At 33.4% G+C, this 16,733-nt stretch carries 18 protein-coding genes and 1 tRNA gene; 13 read left to right on the top strand and 6 right to left on the bottom strand.

Annotation, left to right across the window (positions count from 1 at the left end):
• The 12 genes from ROY99_07145 to ROY99_07200 are packed head-to-tail and all read left to right on the top strand — an operon-like array spanning position 1 to position 12,988.
• Positions 1-1,467, top strand: a complete 1,467-nt coding sequence (locus ROY99_07145) for a UDP-N-acetylmuramoyl-L-alanyl-D-glutamate--2,6-diaminopimelate ligase (GenBank protein MDT3696154.1) — start codon at positions 1-3, stop codon at positions 1,465-1,467.
• Positions 1,467-2,855: a UDP-N-acetylmuramoyl-tripeptide--D-alanyl-D-alanine ligase gene (gene murF, locus ROY99_07150; GenBank protein ID MDT3696155.1), complete on the top strand. Its 1,389-nt coding sequence runs from the start codon at positions 1,467-1,469 to the stop codon at positions 2,853-2,855. Before ROY99_07145 ends, murF begins: the two co-directional genes overlap by 1 nt.
• Positions 2,855-3,964: a phospho-N-acetylmuramoyl-pentapeptide-transferase gene (gene mraY, locus ROY99_07155; GenBank protein ID MDT3696156.1), complete on the top strand. Its 1,110-nt coding sequence runs from the start codon at positions 2,855-2,857 to the stop codon at positions 3,962-3,964. Before murF ends, mraY begins: the two co-directional genes overlap by 1 nt.
• Entirely contained in the window at positions 3,961-5,310 is a 1,350-nt protein-coding gene (murD, locus tag ROY99_07160) for a UDP-N-acetylmuramoyl-L-alanine--D-glutamate ligase (GenBank protein ID MDT3696157.1), read from the top strand. Before mraY ends, murD begins: the two co-directional genes overlap by 4 nt.
• Positions 5,307-6,464: an FtsW/RodA/SpoVE family cell cycle protein gene (locus ROY99_07165; protein ID MDT3696158.1), complete on the top strand. Its 1,158-nt coding sequence runs from the start codon at positions 5,307-5,309 to the stop codon at positions 6,462-6,464. The genes murD and ROY99_07165 overlap by 4 nt, the downstream gene beginning before the upstream one ends.
• On the top strand, positions 6,464-7,564 hold the full coding sequence (gene murG / locus ROY99_07170) for an undecaprenyldiphospho-muramoylpentapeptide beta-N-acetylglucosaminyltransferase (GenBank protein ID MDT3696159.1): 1,101 nt from the start codon (positions 6,464-6,466) through the stop codon (positions 7,562-7,564). The genes ROY99_07165 and murG overlap by 1 nt, the downstream gene beginning before the upstream one ends.
• Positions 7,561-8,040, top strand: coding sequence for a hypothetical protein (locus tag ROY99_07175; protein ID MDT3696160.1), 480 nt, complete (start codon positions 7,561-7,563; stop codon positions 8,038-8,040). The genes murG and ROY99_07175 overlap by 4 nt, the downstream gene beginning before the upstream one ends.
• On the top strand, positions 8,041-9,408 hold the full coding sequence (murC, locus tag ROY99_07180) for a UDP-N-acetylmuramate--L-alanine ligase (protein MDT3696161.1): 1,368 nt from the start codon (positions 8,041-8,043) through the stop codon (positions 9,406-9,408).
• Positions 9,409-9,413: 5 nt separating this feature from the next.
• Positions 9,414-10,181: a cell division protein FtsQ/DivIB gene (locus ROY99_07185; GenBank protein MDT3696162.1), complete on the top strand. Its 768-nt coding sequence runs from the start codon at positions 9,414-9,416 to the stop codon at positions 10,179-10,181.
• Positions 10,181-11,431 (top strand): cell division protein FtsA, encoded by a 1,251-nt coding sequence (gene ftsA / locus ROY99_07190; GenBank protein ID MDT3696163.1) that lies wholly within the window; start codon positions 10,181-10,183, stop codon positions 11,429-11,431. The genes ROY99_07185 and ftsA overlap by 1 nt, the downstream gene beginning before the upstream one ends.
• 20 nt (positions 11,432-11,451) lie before the next feature.
• On the top strand, positions 11,452-12,738 hold the full coding sequence (gene ftsZ / locus ROY99_07195) for a cell division protein FtsZ (GenBank protein ID MDT3696164.1): 1,287 nt from the start codon (positions 11,452-11,454) through the stop codon (positions 12,736-12,738).
• Between the two features lie 52 nt (positions 12,739-12,790).
• Complete coding sequence (locus ROY99_07200) at positions 12,791-12,988, top strand: hypothetical protein (protein ID MDT3696165.1); 198 nt, start codon at positions 12,791-12,793, stop codon at positions 12,986-12,988.
• Positions 12,989-13,059: 71 nt separating this feature from the next.
• On the opposite strand, the gene ROY99_07205 is transcribed toward ROY99_07200, so the two are convergent.
• A complete protein-coding gene (locus tag ROY99_07205) occupies positions 13,060-13,254 on the bottom strand; it encodes a CPXCG motif-containing cysteine-rich protein (GenBank protein ID MDT3696166.1) in 195 nt (64 codons plus the stop codon).
• Positions 13,255-13,385: 131 nt separating this feature from the next.
• Here ROY99_07205 and ROY99_07210 point away from each other — a divergent pair, with 131 nt between their 5' ends.
• Positions 13,386-15,086, top strand: coding sequence for a hypothetical protein (locus ROY99_07210; GenBank protein MDT3696167.1), 1,701 nt, complete (start codon positions 13,386-13,388; stop codon positions 15,084-15,086).
• Positions 15,087-15,119: 33 nt separating this feature from the next.
• Here ROY99_07210 and ROY99_07215 read toward each other — a convergent pair whose 3' ends face one another.
• From ROY99_07215 to ROY99_07235, 5 genes are all read right to left on the bottom strand, one after another.
• Positions 15,120-15,617, bottom strand: coding sequence for a YajQ family cyclic di-GMP-binding protein (locus tag ROY99_07215; protein MDT3696168.1), 498 nt, complete (start codon positions 15,615-15,617; stop codon positions 15,120-15,122).
• A 21-nt stretch (positions 15,618-15,638) separates the two neighbouring features.
• Positions 15,639-15,713, bottom strand: a tRNA-Pro gene (locus tag ROY99_07220).
• Between the two features lie 4 nt (positions 15,714-15,717).
• Positions 15,718-15,975: a GIY-YIG nuclease family protein gene (locus ROY99_07225; GenBank protein ID MDT3696169.1), complete on the bottom strand. Its 258-nt coding sequence runs from the start codon at positions 15,973-15,975 to the stop codon at positions 15,718-15,720.
• Between the two features lie 59 nt (positions 15,976-16,034).
• Complete coding sequence (locus tag ROY99_07230) at positions 16,035-16,292, bottom strand: GIY-YIG nuclease family protein (GenBank protein MDT3696170.1); 258 nt, start codon at positions 16,290-16,292, stop codon at positions 16,035-16,037.
• Positions 16,293-16,351: 59 nt separating this feature from the next.
• On the bottom strand, positions 16,352-16,609 hold the full coding sequence (locus ROY99_07235; GenBank protein ID MDT3696171.1) for a GIY-YIG nuclease family protein: 258 nt from the start codon (positions 16,607-16,609) through the stop codon (positions 16,352-16,354).
• Between the last annotated feature and the right edge of the window lie 124 nt (positions 16,610-16,733).

Consider the following 16,733-nt stretch of genomic DNA (forward strand, 5'->3'; position numbering starts at 1 on the left):
ATGGAATTAACACAGTTGATAAATAGCGTAAGCTCAATTCAGATTACAGGAAATGTTCAGCGTAAAGATGTTGCTGATATTGTTTATGATTCAAGAAAGGTACAAAAGAATTCAGTTTTTGTTGCTATTAAGGGATTTAGTAATGATGGTCACAGATTCTTGCTGGAGGCTATAACTAAAGGAGCGATTGCAGTTGTTGTTGAAAATAATGAAGCATTACCTGATGATTTAATAACTCATTCTCAGATTGCCAAAATACTTGTTAAAGACAGCAGAAAAGCCCTGGCTGAATTATCAAAAGGATTTTATAAAAATCCTACAAGCACTTTAAAGTTAATTGGAATAACAGGTACAAATGGAAAGACTACATCTGCTTTTATTTTGAAAAACATCTTTCAAAGTAATGGATATAAAAGCGGACTGATCGGAACTATCGCAAATTATATCGGTAATGAAAAAGTTGACTCAAAATTAACAACACCGGAATCGAATGACCTTAACAAAATGTTTTACGAAATGATTCAAGCCGGCTGCGAATATGCGGTAATGGAAGTTTCATCTCATTCATTAGTGTTAAACAGAGTATATGGTTTAGATTTTAAGACAGCAGTGTTTTCAAATATAACTTCTGACCATCTGGATTTTCACAAATCATTTGATGATTACCTTAAGGCAAAGAAGATTTTATTTGATAACCTAAACAGCAATTCGTTTGCAATCATTAATAAAGATGATAAAAACTCCGGGCAGATTGTAAATGATTCCAGGGCAGAAGTTTTTACTTATGGAATAAGCGATGGATCAGATTTTAAAATAAAAAATATAATTTACGATTTAACAGGAACCGATTTTACTATTACTCATAAAAATGTTGATTATAAAATTCACACTTCATTAATTGGAGTGTTTAATGCTTACAATGCAGCATCTGCATTTGCTGCAGCTCTTTGTTTAGGCTTTAGTACTGATAAAATAGTAAAAGGGATAGAATCAGTTCCTCAGGTTCCGGGAAGATTTGAAGTTTTAGGTAAAGGAAAGAAAAAGATTATTGTTGATTATTCACATACTGCTGATAGCCTTGAAAAAGCACTGCAAGCAATCAGAGAAATAGTAAAAGACAAAAAACAAGTTGTAACAGTTTTTGGATGCGGCGGTGACAGAGATAAAACTAAAAGACCGCTTATGGGAAAAATTGCAAGTGAGCTTAGTGATAAAGTATTTGTTACATCAGATAATCCAAGGACTGAAAATCCAATTTCAATTATTGAAGATATTAAAAAAGGAATTTCCAAAAATAACTTTGAGATTGAACAGAACAGGGAAGAGGCGATTAAAAAAGCTATTCAAAATTCTAATGAGAGTGCAGTAGTTTTAATTGCAGGTAAAGGACACGAAAGTTATCAGGAGATAAATGGAGTCAGAAATCATTTTTCTGATCAGGAAGTAGCATTAAAGTATTTAGTTTGATGAAAAGAACATATTTAAATATTAAAGATATTTTTAACATCCCGACAGCAGTGATCCACAATCCTGATGTGTTTAAAACTATTTATAATGTTTCAATTGATTCAAGAACTGTTAAAAAAAATACTTTGTTCATTGCAGTTAAAGGTCAAAGATTTGACGGGCATAATTTTATAAATGAAGCTGTAAAAAAAGGTGCGGTTGCTGTAATAGTAAATGAAAATAATTTTAAAAACTTAAGTGAGATTGATATTCCGGTTATAACCGTTAAGGATACAACAAAAGCTTTAGGAGACATTGCAAAAATCTGGAGACTGAAGCTTAAAACTAAAATAATCGGAATTACCGGAAGCGCTGGCAAAACAACAACAAAAGAGATTCTTGCAGCTTTGCTTTCTGAAAAATTTAAAGTGAACAAAACAATTGCAAATAATAATAATCACATAGGAGTGCCGCTGACAATACTGAGCACTAACGAAAAACATAATATCCTTGTTGCGGAGTTAGGAACAAATCATTTTGGTGAAATACCATATACAGCCTCGATCTTAAGTCCTGACTTTGCACTGATTACAAACATTGGCGATTCGCATCTCGAATATTTTAAAAACCGCAAAGGAGTTTTAAAAGAGAAATCTGCATTATTTAATGAAACAATAAAACGTAATGGAAAAGTATTTATAAACAATGATGATAAACTGCTGAAAGAGATTGGAAAGAAAATAAAAAGTAAAGTATCATTTGCTTTGGATGAAAAGGCAGATTATAAAACAAAGATTTTAGGATACGATAAATCCGTAATGCCGCATATTGTAATCAAGAATAAGAAAAAATTATTTGATGCAGTTTTACCGGTTATTGGCGAGAAAAATGTATTAAACTTTACTTCAGCATTTGCAATTGCATCTGAACTTGGTCTAACTGATTTACAAATAAAAAATGCATTAAAGAAAGTAAAAACTTATAGAAAAAGATTAGAAGTTAAGAATTATAGAAAATTTACTCTAATCAACGACACTTATAATGCAAACCCTGATTCAATGAGATCTTCATTTGATGTATTAAATAAGATTCAATCACGCAAAAGAAGAATTGCAGTAATCGGTGATATGTTTGAACTCGGAAATGAATCAAAAGCCAAGCATTTAGATCTTGCAGACTTAATTAATAAAACACAAACTGATGAAATTTACTCGATTGGTAAAATGATGAAACTGATGGATAAAAAGCTTAATGGTAAAACGAAAACCCATCAGCATTTTACACAGCGGGAATCATTAAAAAATATTTTAAAAAAAATTGATATTACTGATTCTGCAATTTTGATTAAAGGTTCACGCGGAATGAAAATGGAAGAATTTGTTTCAGTAATTGAAGACAGAAAAAAATAATGCTTTATTATTTATTTGAATACATAAATAAAACTTTCAATCCTCCGGGATTTGATATTTTCAGATTCTTAACATTCAGATCTGCACTTGCAGCGATAACAGGATTGTTCCTGGCATTTTATCTGGGTCCCAAGATAATTAAAAGATTACAGGCTCATCAAATCGGTGAGGCTAAAAAAGCAGATGGTCCGAATTTTCACTGGTCAAAAGTTGGAACACCTACTATGGGAGGAATGATCATCATATTATCTGTGGTTATTCCGGTTTTACTCTGGGGAGATTTGAAAAGCATTTATATTATTTTAATTCTTGCCGGAACTATCTGGCTTAGTCTGGTGGGTTTTTTGGATGATTATTTAAAAGTAATTAAGAAACTTCCAAATGGATTAATTGCTCGTTATAAATTATTAGGACAGGTTTTTATTGGATTAGTTGTTGGATCGGTAATTTATTTTTCACCTGAGTTTAATGGATATAGTACTTTAACAACAGTACCATTTCTAAAAAATGTTAATCTGGATTTTTCATATCTGTACATCCCGTTGGTTGTGTTTATAATAACTGCAACTTCAAACGCAGTTAATCTAACCGACGGATTAGATGGACTGGCAACAGGAGTAATTGTAATTATAATGATTGCCCTTGCTTTGCTTTCTTACTTCAGCGGTAACCTAATCTTTGCAAACTATCTGAATATAATTTATTTGCCGGGCTCAGGCGAATTAACAATTTTTATTGCCGCACTTGTTGGTGCAGGATTGGGATTTCTTTGGTTCAACTCGTATCCGGCGCAAGTATTTATGGGTGATACAGGATCGCTTGCATTAGGCGGAGCTTTTGGAATTATTGCTGTGCTGATTAAGAAAGAATTGTTTATCCCAATTCTTGGCGGAATCTTTTTTATGGAAACTCTATCGGTTATCATTCAAAGACTTTACTTTAAATACACAAAGAAAAAGTACGGCGAAGGAAAAAGAGTTTTTAAAATGGCTCCGATTCACCATCACTTCGAGATGGTTGGATGGGCTGAACCAAAAATTGTTGTTCGTGCTTATATAATAGGAATAATACTTGCAATCATAACTTTGGCTTCATTTAAGATAAGATGATAGAAATCAGAAATAAAAAAATATCAATTATTGGTGCTGTAAGAAGTGGAATTGGCGCTGCTAAGTTATCAAAACAACTTGGTGCAGTTCCATTTGTAAGCGATTCCGGTTCAGAAAATAAATTAAAACCATCAATAGAAATTTTAAAAAACGAAAGAATTGATTTTGAAATTGAAAAACACTCTGATAGAGTATTTAATTGTGATATAATGATTGTTAGTCCGGGTGTACCTTCTGATTCAGAAGTTATTAAAAAAGCCAGGGCAAGAAATCTGAAAATTATAAGTGAACTTGAATTTGCTTCAGCATTATGCAGAGGAAATATAATAGGTATAACCGGAACTAACGGTAAAACTACTACAACAAGTTTATGCGGTTATCTTTTTAATGAATGTGATAAGAAAACTTATACTGCCGGTAATATCGGTTTAGCTTTTTCAGAAGTGGCTGATAAAGTTAATGAGAATGAATTTGTTTCTTTAGAGATATCAAGTTTTCAGCTTGATCTGATAGAGAACTTTAAACCAAAAGTTGCAATGATACTGAATATTACTCCAGATCATTTAAATAGATATGAAAACAGCGTTGAGAAATACGCAAAATCTAAATTGAGAATATTTGAGAATCAGAATGAAGATGATTTTCTGATCCTAAACAAAGACAGCGATTTGTTAAATCAGTATTTCACTAAAGCAAAAAGTAAGATTTTCTTTTTCTCAACTAAGAAAAAAGTTACTAACGGATGTTATCTAGAAAACGATGAGGTAAAATTTCTGAGAAATGATGTAGTTGAGTTTAGCTGCAAAGTCTCAGATATAAACATTAAAGGTGAACATAACATACAAAATGCAATGGCGGTTATAATTGCAGCTAAAATATTTGAACTTAATCATGAAAAAATCTTAGAAGCGTTAAAATCGTTTAAGGGTGTTGAGCACAGATTGGAATTAGTAAGAGAAATTGCAGGGATTAAATTTATAAATGATTCCAAAGCTACCAATGTCGATTCTGTTGAAGTTGCATTAAAGAGTTTTGATGAGCCGATATTTTTAATTCTTGGCGGGCAGGATAAAGGAAATGATTATTCAATGATTGAAGATCTTGTGGTAAAAAAAGTAAAAAAAATATATGCCATAGGTTCATCGGCAGAAAAAGTTTTTAATTACTTTCATCGCAAAGTTAAAACAGAAATAAAAACTGATTTTAACGATGTTGTTAATGCTTCTTTAAGCGAAGCACGAAGTGGGGATGTTGTTTTACTTTCTCCGGCTTGTGCAAGTTTTGATATGTTTGATAATTATGAACACCGCGGAAAAATTTTTAAGGAAATTGTAAATAGTAAATGAAAAAATTAGCTGTCATAGTATTTTTCGCAACTCTTAGTCTTATCCTGATCGGGTTGATAATAGTTATGAGTGCAAGCAGTACTTATAGTGCAACTAAGTTTAACAACTCATTTTATTTATTTAATCAGCATCTTTATAAAGTTTTGTTTGGCATAGCTATGTTGATTGCATTTAGTTTTATTCCATACGAGTGGTATAGAAATGTAAGTAAACCAGCAGTTATATCAGCAGCTTTACTTCTTTTAATTACACTCATTATAGCTCCACAGGTAAAAGGTTCTGGGCGCTGGCTTAATCTTGGATTTACAACAATTCAGCCGGCAGATATTGCAAAGCTGGTACTTATAATTCATTTGGCTTTTTTACTAGAAAAAAAGAAAGAATATGTAACAGAATTAAAAAATGGTTTTTTGGCTTTGCTTAGTTGGGTGTTCATCTTTGTTGTATTAATATTTTTTCAACCAAATGTCAGTAATGCTTTATTAATTACAGTAGTGTCATTAACTATGATATTTGTGGGCGGTGCAAGGTTAAAACATGTTTTGGTTTCTTCTCTTGTGTTATTAGCCAGTGCGGGAGTCTTTATGATGTTTTTAACGCACTCAAGAAAAAGAATTTTAAGTTTTATTCATTCGTTTGGAGAAAACGGACAATTAGCTCATCAGGTCAAACAAGGAATTATTAGTCTTGGCAGCGGCGGTTTATTTGGTATAGGAATCGGCGGAAGCAGACAAAGTAATCTATTTTTACCAGAATCTTATGGCGATTTTATTCTTGCAATTCTTGGTGAAGAAACTGGATTTGTTGGTGTAATAGTAGTTTTGTTTTTATATCTGACATTATTTACTGCGGGTATTTTAATAGCGAAAAAAACAAAGGACAGGTTTGGTCAGATGCTGGCTTTTGGAATATCATATTCAATAATTATTTATGCTTTTGCTAATACAGCAGTTGCAACCGGAGTAGTGCCGACAACTGGATTTCCGCTGCCATTTATAAGTTATGGCGGTACTTCAGTTGTTTTTTTGTGTATCTCAATTGGAATCCTGATTAATATAGCTATTAACAATTACTTGCTGGAAAAAAACAAACTCAAATCAACAGATACTAATTCGTATAACAAAACAACTTTAGCAGTTGAGGAAATAAGATAATGAAAAGTACAACTCCATATAGATTTTTATTTGCCGGAGGAGGTACTGGCGGACATCTATATCCTGCAATTGCTGTTGCGAATGAGATTAAAAGAATTAAACCAGAATCAGAAATAATTTTTGTGGGTACGAAATCAAAAATTGAAGGAAAAGTTGTTCCGAAGTTAGGATATGGTTTTAAATCGATATGGATAAAAGGATTTTCCCGAAAATTTAATTTTGAGAATTTAATATTCCCGCTAAAACTTTTTGTCTCGCTGATTCAGTCGGTAGTTATTTCTTTCAGGTTTAAACCAAAGGTTGCAATTGGTTCGGGCGGTTACGTTGCCGGTCCAGCTATCTGGGGCGCATCAGTACTTGGTGCAAAAATTATTTTAATGGAATCAAATAGTTATCCAGGAATTACAACAAGACTTTTGGAAAGATATGCAGATGAATTGCATGTTGCTTTTGAAGATTCGATAAAATATTTGCGAAAACCAGAGAAGGTTAAAGTAACAGGTAATCCTGTAAGAACAGAACTCGGTTTAACTAAGAAGGAAGAAGCAAAAAAATATTTTGGACTGGATGAAAACAAGAAAACTATTCTTGTACTTGGAGGAAGTTTAGGTGCAGCGTCTATAAACGAAGCGATTGCTGGTTGTGTGGAAGAGTTAGAAAAAAAATCATTACAAGTAATCTGGCAGACAGGAAAGAATTATTATCATAACTATAAAAATATTAACTTTAGTTCCGTGAAAATTCTGGATTTTATTGAAGACATGGACAAAGCTTACTCAGCTTGCGATGTTTTGGTTGCCAGAGCTGGTGCAACAACAATAGCTGAGTTAACCGTGCTTGGAATTGCTTCAATATTAATCCCTTCGCCCCACGTCGCGGAGAATCACCAATATTATAATGCTAAGTCTCTTGAAGATAATGATGCTGCTGTGCTTATACAGGACTCTGATGTAAAAAATATATTACATAATAAGATTATTGAAATTGCAGGTGATGAAAAGCAGTTAAAAAATTTAAGTGAAAATGCAAAAAAGCTTTCCAGACCGGAAGCTGCAAACATAATTGCAAAGAGTGCAATTAATTATGTGTTAAGTGTATGACGGATGAACAATTAAAAAATAAAAGTAAGTTTAAATACAATATGTCGTTTTACTATCAGTCAACAATTATTTACTTCATTGTTTTTATAGTTTATTTGTTGATAAGAGGACAGTTTGTAGAAAGCTCATATACTTTGATTATGCATGATCCAATTATTTATTTACTTGCTTTTATTGTTGTAGTTGCAATGATTGCTTTGTTGTTTAACATATATCGAAACAGATTTATTGAATTTAGCAGGGAAGGATTGATCTTTAGTGATCGCTTTGGTTCAAAGCTTATTAATAAAAGTGATATTAATATTATTAAGATAGGTAAAGACAGAAGATTTGATAAATCTAATCCATTAAAATTTATAAGGATTAAAATTAAATCAAGGATCAGACCGATTATTGTAAGACCAAGTGATTATGAAAATGAAAATGAATTAGTTAAAAGATTTCATCAACTTAAAACTGAAATTGAAAAACCATAAATGTTTAAGAATATTAAAAAAATTCACTTCGTTGGAATAGGCGGAATAGGTATGAGCGGAATTGCAGAGATTCTGTTCTATCAGGGTTTTAAAATTTCGGGCTCAGATAAATCTTTAAGTGAAGTTACAGATAGACTGCAAAAAATTGGAATCACTGTTTATGAAGGACATTCAGCTGAAAATCTGAAAGATGCTGATGTATTGGTTTATTCTTCTGCTGTTTCATTTGATAATCCGGAAATCAAAGCAGCAATCGCAAAAAAAATTCCGGTAATTAAAAGATCTGAAATGCTTGCTGAGACAATGAGAGTGAAATATGGAATCGGTATTGCAGGAACACATGGTAAAACTACAACAACTTCAATGGTAGGTTTAACATTAACTGATGGTGGAATTGATCCTACAATTATTGTTGGAGGAAAACTCAGCAGTCTGGGCGGAACGAATGCGAGATTAGGGAAGGGAGAATTTATTGTTGTTGAAGCTGATGAATTTGACAGAACATTTTTAAAACTTACTCCAGTTATTGCTGCACTTACAACTTTGGAAAGTGAACATCTTGATACTTATAAAGATCTGGATGATATAAAGGGAGCGTTTACTGAATTTGCAAATAAAGTTCCGTTTTACGGATTTGTTACTCTTTGTATTGATGAACCAGCGCTTAGAGAAATAATGCCGAAAATTAACAAGAAAATAATTACCTATGGATTAAATACCGAAGCAGATGTTCGTGCTGTTAATATAACTCATAGCGGGTTTACAAGTTCATTCAAAGTAGAATATTTTGGAAAGGAACTTGGTGAGATAACATTGAAAATTCCTGGTAAACATAATATTAAAAATTCACTTGTGGCAGTTGTAATTGCAAATGAACTTAGTGTTGATTTTAAAATTATTAAATCATCTTTAGAATCTTTCTCAGGCGTTTTCAGAAGATTTGAAGTTAAATATAATAAGGAAATTCTGGTTATTGATGATTATGCACATCATCCAACTGAAACAGAAGCAACGTTAAAAGCCGTAAGAGATGGATGGAACAGAAGGTTAATAGCTGTTTTTCAGCCGCATCTTTATTCACGTACAAAAGATTTTTATCAGGAGTTTGGTAAAGCATTTCTTAATTCAGATGTTTTTATTTGTACAGATATTTATCCGGCAAGAGAATTACCGATAGAAGGAGTAACTGGTGATTTAATCGCAACATCAGCAAAGGAGTTAGGTCATAAAAACGTTCATTATGTTGCTGATAAAAAAGAAATACCTGGATTTTTAAATCAAATTAAAAAAGATGGTGATATAATAATTACAATGGGTGCCGGTGATATCTGGAAGTACGGAGAGCAGTTAATAGCAATGCTCAATTAAGTGTTATGAAAAAAGATTTTGGAAAATTATTAAGTGTTATTCTTTTATCGGCGATCGTTGTTTTAACAACTTATTTATCTCTTGTTACCTACAGTAAAAAAGGAAAAGAGGATATAAAAATGATAAATATTTTCGGAAATAAATTACTGAACAAAGATATATATATGCGTTTTGCTAATATAGATCAGATATCAGTTAATGATAACATAAATCTAAACATTATTAAAAAAAGAATAGAAGAACATCCCTACATTGCAAAGGCTGAGGTAAAATCTGATGGACGCGGCAATGTTGATGTTAGGATTAAAGAAAAAGATATTTATGCAATACTGCTAACAAAAGCAGAACCGTTTTTTGTTACAAGTGATTTTGAATTGTTAAAGATAATGGAACATACAACCTATTCTGATATTCCTGTCATAAGTAATTTCAGATTATCAGAGAAACCTGTTCCGCAAAAATTGTACAAAACGGAAGATATTATTGAAGCATTTAAAATAATTGACGCAGCTAAAATTACTGATACAGACTTAGCAAAAAGAATATCGGAAATAAATCTGAAAAACGGCGGTGATGTTGTACTCACGTTTTCAGGAGTTAATTATCCTGTTGTTTTCGGAAGAGGAAGTGAATCAAAGAAGATGATTTATCTTAGTTTAGTCTGGGAAAGAATTAATAACTTAAAGGGTGCTTATCAGAATACTGAGTATATAGATTTAAGATTTAATAACGAAGCTTACATTGGAAGCAGAGAAAATACAGGTTTGATTTAATGGAAAAAGATATTCTGGTTGGATTAGATCTTGGTACAACAAAAGTTTGCGCAGTAATTGCAAAAAAAGTTCCTGAACAAAACAGAATTGATGTACTTGGATTTGGTATTGCTCCTTCTGAAGGATTGCATAAAGGATTGGTTGCCAATATTGGTAAAACCGCTGAGGCAATTAAAACAGCTATGGATATTGCTGCTAACAGAGCTGGGTTTGAAGTTACAACTGTAAATGTTGGTGTTGCTGGCGAACATATTACAAGTATGCGCCATAGAAATTATGTAACAATCAATCGTGCAGAAAAAGAAATTATAAAGGAAGATCTTGATAGATTGGAAGCTGATGTCAGAACAATCAGCATTCCGGGTGATAGGCAAATTCTTCATATTATTCCCGAAGAGTTTTCAATTGATCATCATGCTGGAATTGAAGATCCGATTGGTATGTCAGGTTCAAGATTAGAAGCAAGCAATCATGTTGTACTTGCATCAATTCCGGCAATGGAAAATATAAGAAAGTCAGTTGAACGTGCCGGCTTTCAGGTTCAGGATTATATCCTACAGCCGATAGCTTCCAGTGCATCAGTGCTTGAAGAAAGCGAGAAAGATCTTGGAATTGCTTTGATTGATATCGGAGGCGGAACAACTGATATTGCGATCTATCATAAAAAAGCGATTAAACATACACGGGTAATTGGTGTTGCCGGTAATCAGGTTACAAATGATATACGTGAATCACTCGGTGTTATGACAGATGAAGCCGAGAGGTTAAAAAGAGAATATGGCTATGCAAGTGAAAATGCAATTATAAAAGATGAAGATATTTTAATTAAAGGTGTCGGTGCAAGAGGAAATACAAAAATTCCTATCAGCTTACTAACACAAATTATAAGTTTAAGAATGAAGGAATTATTTACTCTTGTAGATAATGAATTACGAACTGCAGGATTTAAATCAAAGATTAAAGCAGGAATTGTACTTACCGGTGGGGGATCATTATTAAGAGGCGTAACAGAATTAGCTGAGGAAGTTTTTGGACTGCCGACAAGAATTGGCGTCCCGCAGGAGCTTGGCGCCGGATTGTCAAATGAAATTGAAAGTCCGGAGTTTGCAACTGTTGCCGGATTGATAAGAGGAATACCTGGCGGCAAATCAAGTGAGTATAAAGGCTTGATTAAAAAACAGAAAGATAAATCGCAAGGGCGGTTTATTATGACACTTAAAAAAGTTAGAGATTTTTTTAACGAATTATAAAATCATATTTAGGAGGACCTATGTCGCGATTTGCAACCATCGATAGAGAAAAACCGATGTCAGCAGTTTTAAAAGTTGTTGGTGTTGGCGGTGGTGGCTGTAATGCCATCGAAAGTATGATAACACGCGGATTAAATGGTGTTGAATACATTGCTGTAAACACAGATGCTCAGGTATTAAGAAGCAGTACGGCAAACTTAAAAGTGCAGGTAGGTAATTCAATTACCAGAGGCTTGGGCGCTGGTGCTGATCCTAACATCGGAAGAAAATCTGCTGAGGAAGATCGCGACCAAATTGCAGATGTTTTATCAGGAAGTGATATGGTTTTTATAACTGCCGGTATGGGCGGTGGAACCGGAACCGGTGCTGCTCCGGTGATTGCTTCAATTGCTAAAAGTATCGGCTCTCTTGTAGTTGGTATTGTTACTAAACCTTTCAAATGGGAAGGTAAAACAAGAATGATAAATGCTGAAAAGGGAATTCAGGAATTGAGGCAGCATGTTGACAGCTTGATTGTAATTCCTAATGAAAGATTGTTAAGTATTCTTGATAAATCTTCTAATGTATTTGCTGCCTTTGATAAACCAAACGAAGTATTATATGAAGCAACTCGCGGAATAGCCGATATAATTACCATAGAAGGTTTGATTAATGTTGATTTTGCTGATGTGCGTGCTGTTATGAATTCAAGTGGAGAGGCTTTGATGGGATGCGGAATTGCAAGCGGTGAAAATCGTGCAATAGAAGCTGCACAAAAAGCTATCTCAAGTCCGCTGCTTGAAGGAGTTAATATTAAAGGCGCAAAAAGTGTACTTGTTAATGTTACCGGCTCAAGCAATATGACAATGCAGGAAGTTAATGAAGGTAATTATGTTATTTATGAAGCCGCTGGTGAAGAAGCTAATGTGATTTTCGGTATCGTTAAAAAAGAAGAAATGAACGATTACATTTCATATACAGTAATTGCAACGGGATTTGATAGTGCCAGACCGGCAGGTTTTGGAAAGGCTTCAAGCAACAAAAAATCTACTAATTTTATCTCAGGCAAGCTTCAGAGTGGTTTTGTTGATCTGTTTAACAATAATACTCCGGATACAAATGTTGATGCAAATAATCTTGATGTTCCAACAATTCTAAGAGTTAATAGCCCAAAGGCATCACTTGATGACGATGAACAAAAAAATACTCCGAGTGGATTTACTGTGGAGAACTCAAGATATTCCTGGGCGAAGGAAAAAAATGAAAAGAAAAATGATTCAGATAATGATGACGACAGCTCTTCATTTTTAAGAATGATTATGGACTAATTATAAGCAATTAGATAGAACTTTTTAAATCAATAGCTTTAGGAGAGGATTTATGAGTGATGGACATTCAAATTCTGAGTGTGAAAAAATTCTCTCTGCAATTAATACTGAAAATGAGTTCTTCGATGGTAAAGAATATTTCGAACAACTTGATAGGACTATTAAATTAAATGGTAAAGTTATCGTTTATCTTTCCATTATCTACGGGATAATAATTTTTTTAGCCTTAATCTATTTGCTAATGTCTTAAGCTGAACTTTAATAAATAATTAAAGAACAAAGTTAGACTAACGTAGATCTATATAATTAAAAGAACTATTTTCACTCGTCAATCAACCGCGATTCAATCATTACTTCTTTATCATAATCAACCGTAACAATTATTCGGTTTGGTCTGCAGCAAACACGGCAGTCTTCCACAAAATCCTGCTTACCCTCAATCGTTAAATCAATCCATACAGAATTTTCTACGCCGCAATATTGACAAACCCAATCTAATGTATCATCAGTTTGCATATTTACCTCGCAAGAAAATTTACACTTCTAATAAGGCATTTAAATTGTTTAAAATCAATTGTTAATTACGCTATTGATTCTTTGATGCAAAAATTTTATATAGTGTTCAAGTGTTCACTATTTTATTAATATTGAATCTGAAAAGAAAAGAATTATCATCCTTAAGAATGGAACTTGAAGAATTAACATATCGGGCGCCGAAAGAATGGCGCGAAACTACAAAGTTGTTTTCACTGCATCCGCCTATACCACGAAACACAAAGAGAATTGATTTTGATATTTATGACTTTGAAATGCTTTTTAATGATATAAAGACAAATCAACTCATTCGCACAGGACAGACAATAGGATGTTTTTATATCGAATCACCAGGGATGAGAGCATTGCTTCGTAAACTTGATGTACATGATTTTGAAATGCTAACTGCAGCAAGTTCAATTATTCGCCCAGGTGTTGCAGAAAGCGGAATGATGCAGGAGTTTATTGCACGCCACAAAGATCCTGCTAAACGCAAATATTTTATTCCGGAAATGCAAAAAGTTCTTAGTGAAACTTATGGAGTTATGATATATCAGGAGGATGTAATAAAAGTTGCACATCACATTGCAGGCTTAACTTTGGAAGAATCAGACCTTCTCCGACGGGCTATGAGCGGAAAGCTTCGCTCTCATGCAACAATGCAAAAGCTGACTGAGAATTATTTTTCTTCATGTAAAAGAAAAGGTCTTACAGATAAGCAAGCCGATGAACTATGGAGACAGATAGAATCTTTTGCAGGATACGCATTTTGTAAAGCCCACAGCGCATCTTTTGCTTTGCTTTCTTATCAGGTTGCATTTCTAAAATCACATTATCCTGCCGAGTTTATGGCAAACGTATTAAGCAACGGCGGTGGATTTTATTCTGCAGCAGTTTACATTTGGGAGTGTAAACGGCTCGGATTAAAGATTCTGTTGCCATCTATTAATAAAAGTAATTACGGATACACCGGCAGAAATGATGAAATACAAATTGGTTTGATGGCGATAAAAAATCTTTCTGCCAATAGCTGCCATATAATTGTTGATGAAAGAAAAAGAAATGGCGAGTATCATTCACTGGCGGATTTTCTTATTCGCACTAAACTTGGATTTGAGGAAACATCAATACTTATCAAATGCGGGGCAATGGGATGCTTAAAAAAAACGAGACCGGAGCTTTTACGTTTGCTTGATATTTATATCCATAAAAGAAAAATACTTATCGAAAATTATAACGATCTTTTTTTACACGAAACATTTTTACTTGAAAATGAAGTAAGGACAAATGTAAACTTCAGTGTCGAAGAAATCTGTAAAGCAGAATATCAAACATTTGATTATATGGTTACTCGTCATCCGCTTTATTTTTACCGAGATGAAACTGAAAAACCGGATATTGTTAAAGCCAGAGATCTTGAAAAACATCGCGGCAAAAATGTTAAGCTTATTGGATGGTATATGACTTCCAAGCGAATCAAAACAAGAAAAGGAGAGATAATGAAATTCCTTTCACTCGAAGACAGAACAGGAACTTTTGAGGCAGTTATTTTTCCGCGCGAGTATGAAAAATATGCCGAGCAGACAATCTCTATGGGTCCCTATGTTATTGTTGGCAAGGTTGATAAGAACGACGCGACGAATGTTGTTGTAAGTAGTTTATCAATTCTGTCATTTGCATCTGTAAAGGTTGCTGATCAAAAGGACAGCGTTGACAACAAATATTTTGGTGATATAGAAAAAGTAAGCGAAGATGATTTTACGCTGCTGGAAGGAATTGACAAAGAAAAACTTAGATTGGCTTATGCAGGTTGAAGTTTATTATTACTAGTCTTAAAGAGAATTGAATTATTTCATATTCACAAATTGAGTAGGGAAATCCAGTTCTGAATCTTTTATTAATTTTATAACCACCTGTAAATCATCAATCTTTGGTGCAGTTACTCTGATTTGTTCATCTTGTATTTGTGCGTTAACCTTTAACTTTGATTCCTTAATCATTTTTGTAATGATTTTTGCATTATCCTTTGAAATTCCGCTTTGCAGACTAATTGTCTGTTTTAGTCTTCCTCCGGCAGCAGCTTCCGGTTCATTAAACTTTAAGGCTTTAATAGAAATTCCTCTTCGAATAAATTTTGTTTCAAGAATATCAATTGATGCTTTGCGCGAGTAATCATCTTTGGTATTGAGTGAGAGTAATTTATCTTTTTTATTTAACTCAATCTGAGTTTTAGAATCTTTCAAATCGTAACGCTGATGTATTTCTTTTAATGCCTGATTAACAGCATTATCTACTTCCTGAAAATCAATTTCAGATACAATATCGAAAGAATGATTTTGTGCCATCTTAAACCCATTATTTTTAAGTCGGGGTGATAGGATTCGAACCTACGACCTCTTCGTCCCGAACGAAGCGCGCTAGCCGGACTGCGCTACACCCCGAATACTATTTGTAAAAGAAAAATTCTGCGTATTCGGTTCTAATAAATTTTTTATTTTTAAGTTTTTTGAGTTTTAACTCAAATCTATTCGCATCTAAGTTGTTTTCAAAACCTCTTAAAAAAATCAACTCCCAGGATCCTTTAGCTTTTGTTGATTTATTTTGTCCTGAATTATGTTCAACTAATCTTCTTTCAATATCTCTAGTATGTCCTATATACCAGCGTTGATTAGCAGATGATTCAATTATATAAGTATAAAACATTTCCACGACCTTCCCGACCTGTCGGGACGCGCTAGCCGGACTGCGCTACACCCCGAATACTATTTGTAAAAGAAAAATTCTGCGTATTCGGTTCTAATAAATTTTTTATTTTTAAGTTTTTTGAGTTTTAACTCAAATCTATTCGCATCTAAGTTGTTTTCAAAACCTCTTAAAAAAATCAACTCCCAGGATCCTTTAGCTTTTGTTGATTTATTTTGTCCTGAATTATGTTCAACTAATCTTCTTTCAATATCTCTAGTATGTCCTATATACCAGCGTTGATTAGCAGATGATTCAATTATATAAGTATAAAACATTTCCACGACCTTCCCGACCTGTCGGGACGCGCTAGCCGGACTGCGCTACACCCCGAATACTATTTGTAAAAGAAAAATTCTGCGTATTCGGTTCTAATAAATTTTTTATTTTTAAGTTTTTTGAGTTTTAACTCAAATCTATTCGCATCTAAGTTGTTTTCAAAACCTCTTAAAAAAATCAACTCCCAGGATCCTTTAGCTTTTGTTGATTTATTTTGTCCTGAATTATGTTCAACTAATCTTCTTTCAATATCTCTAGTATGTCCTATATACCAGCGTTGATTAGCAGATGATTCAATTATATAAGTATAAAACATTTCCACGACCTTCCCGACCTGTCGGGACGCGCTAGCCGGACTGCGCTACACCCCCAAAAAAAAGATATTAGCTGAACAAATATAAAAATAATTTTAAATACAGTTCGATAGTTCTTTACTTTAA

The sequence above is a fragment of the Ignavibacterium sp. genome (assembly GCA_032027145.1).
In the GTDB taxonomy this organism is placed as follows: domain Bacteria; phylum Bacteroidota; class Ignavibacteria; order Ignavibacteriales; family Ignavibacteriaceae; genus IGN3.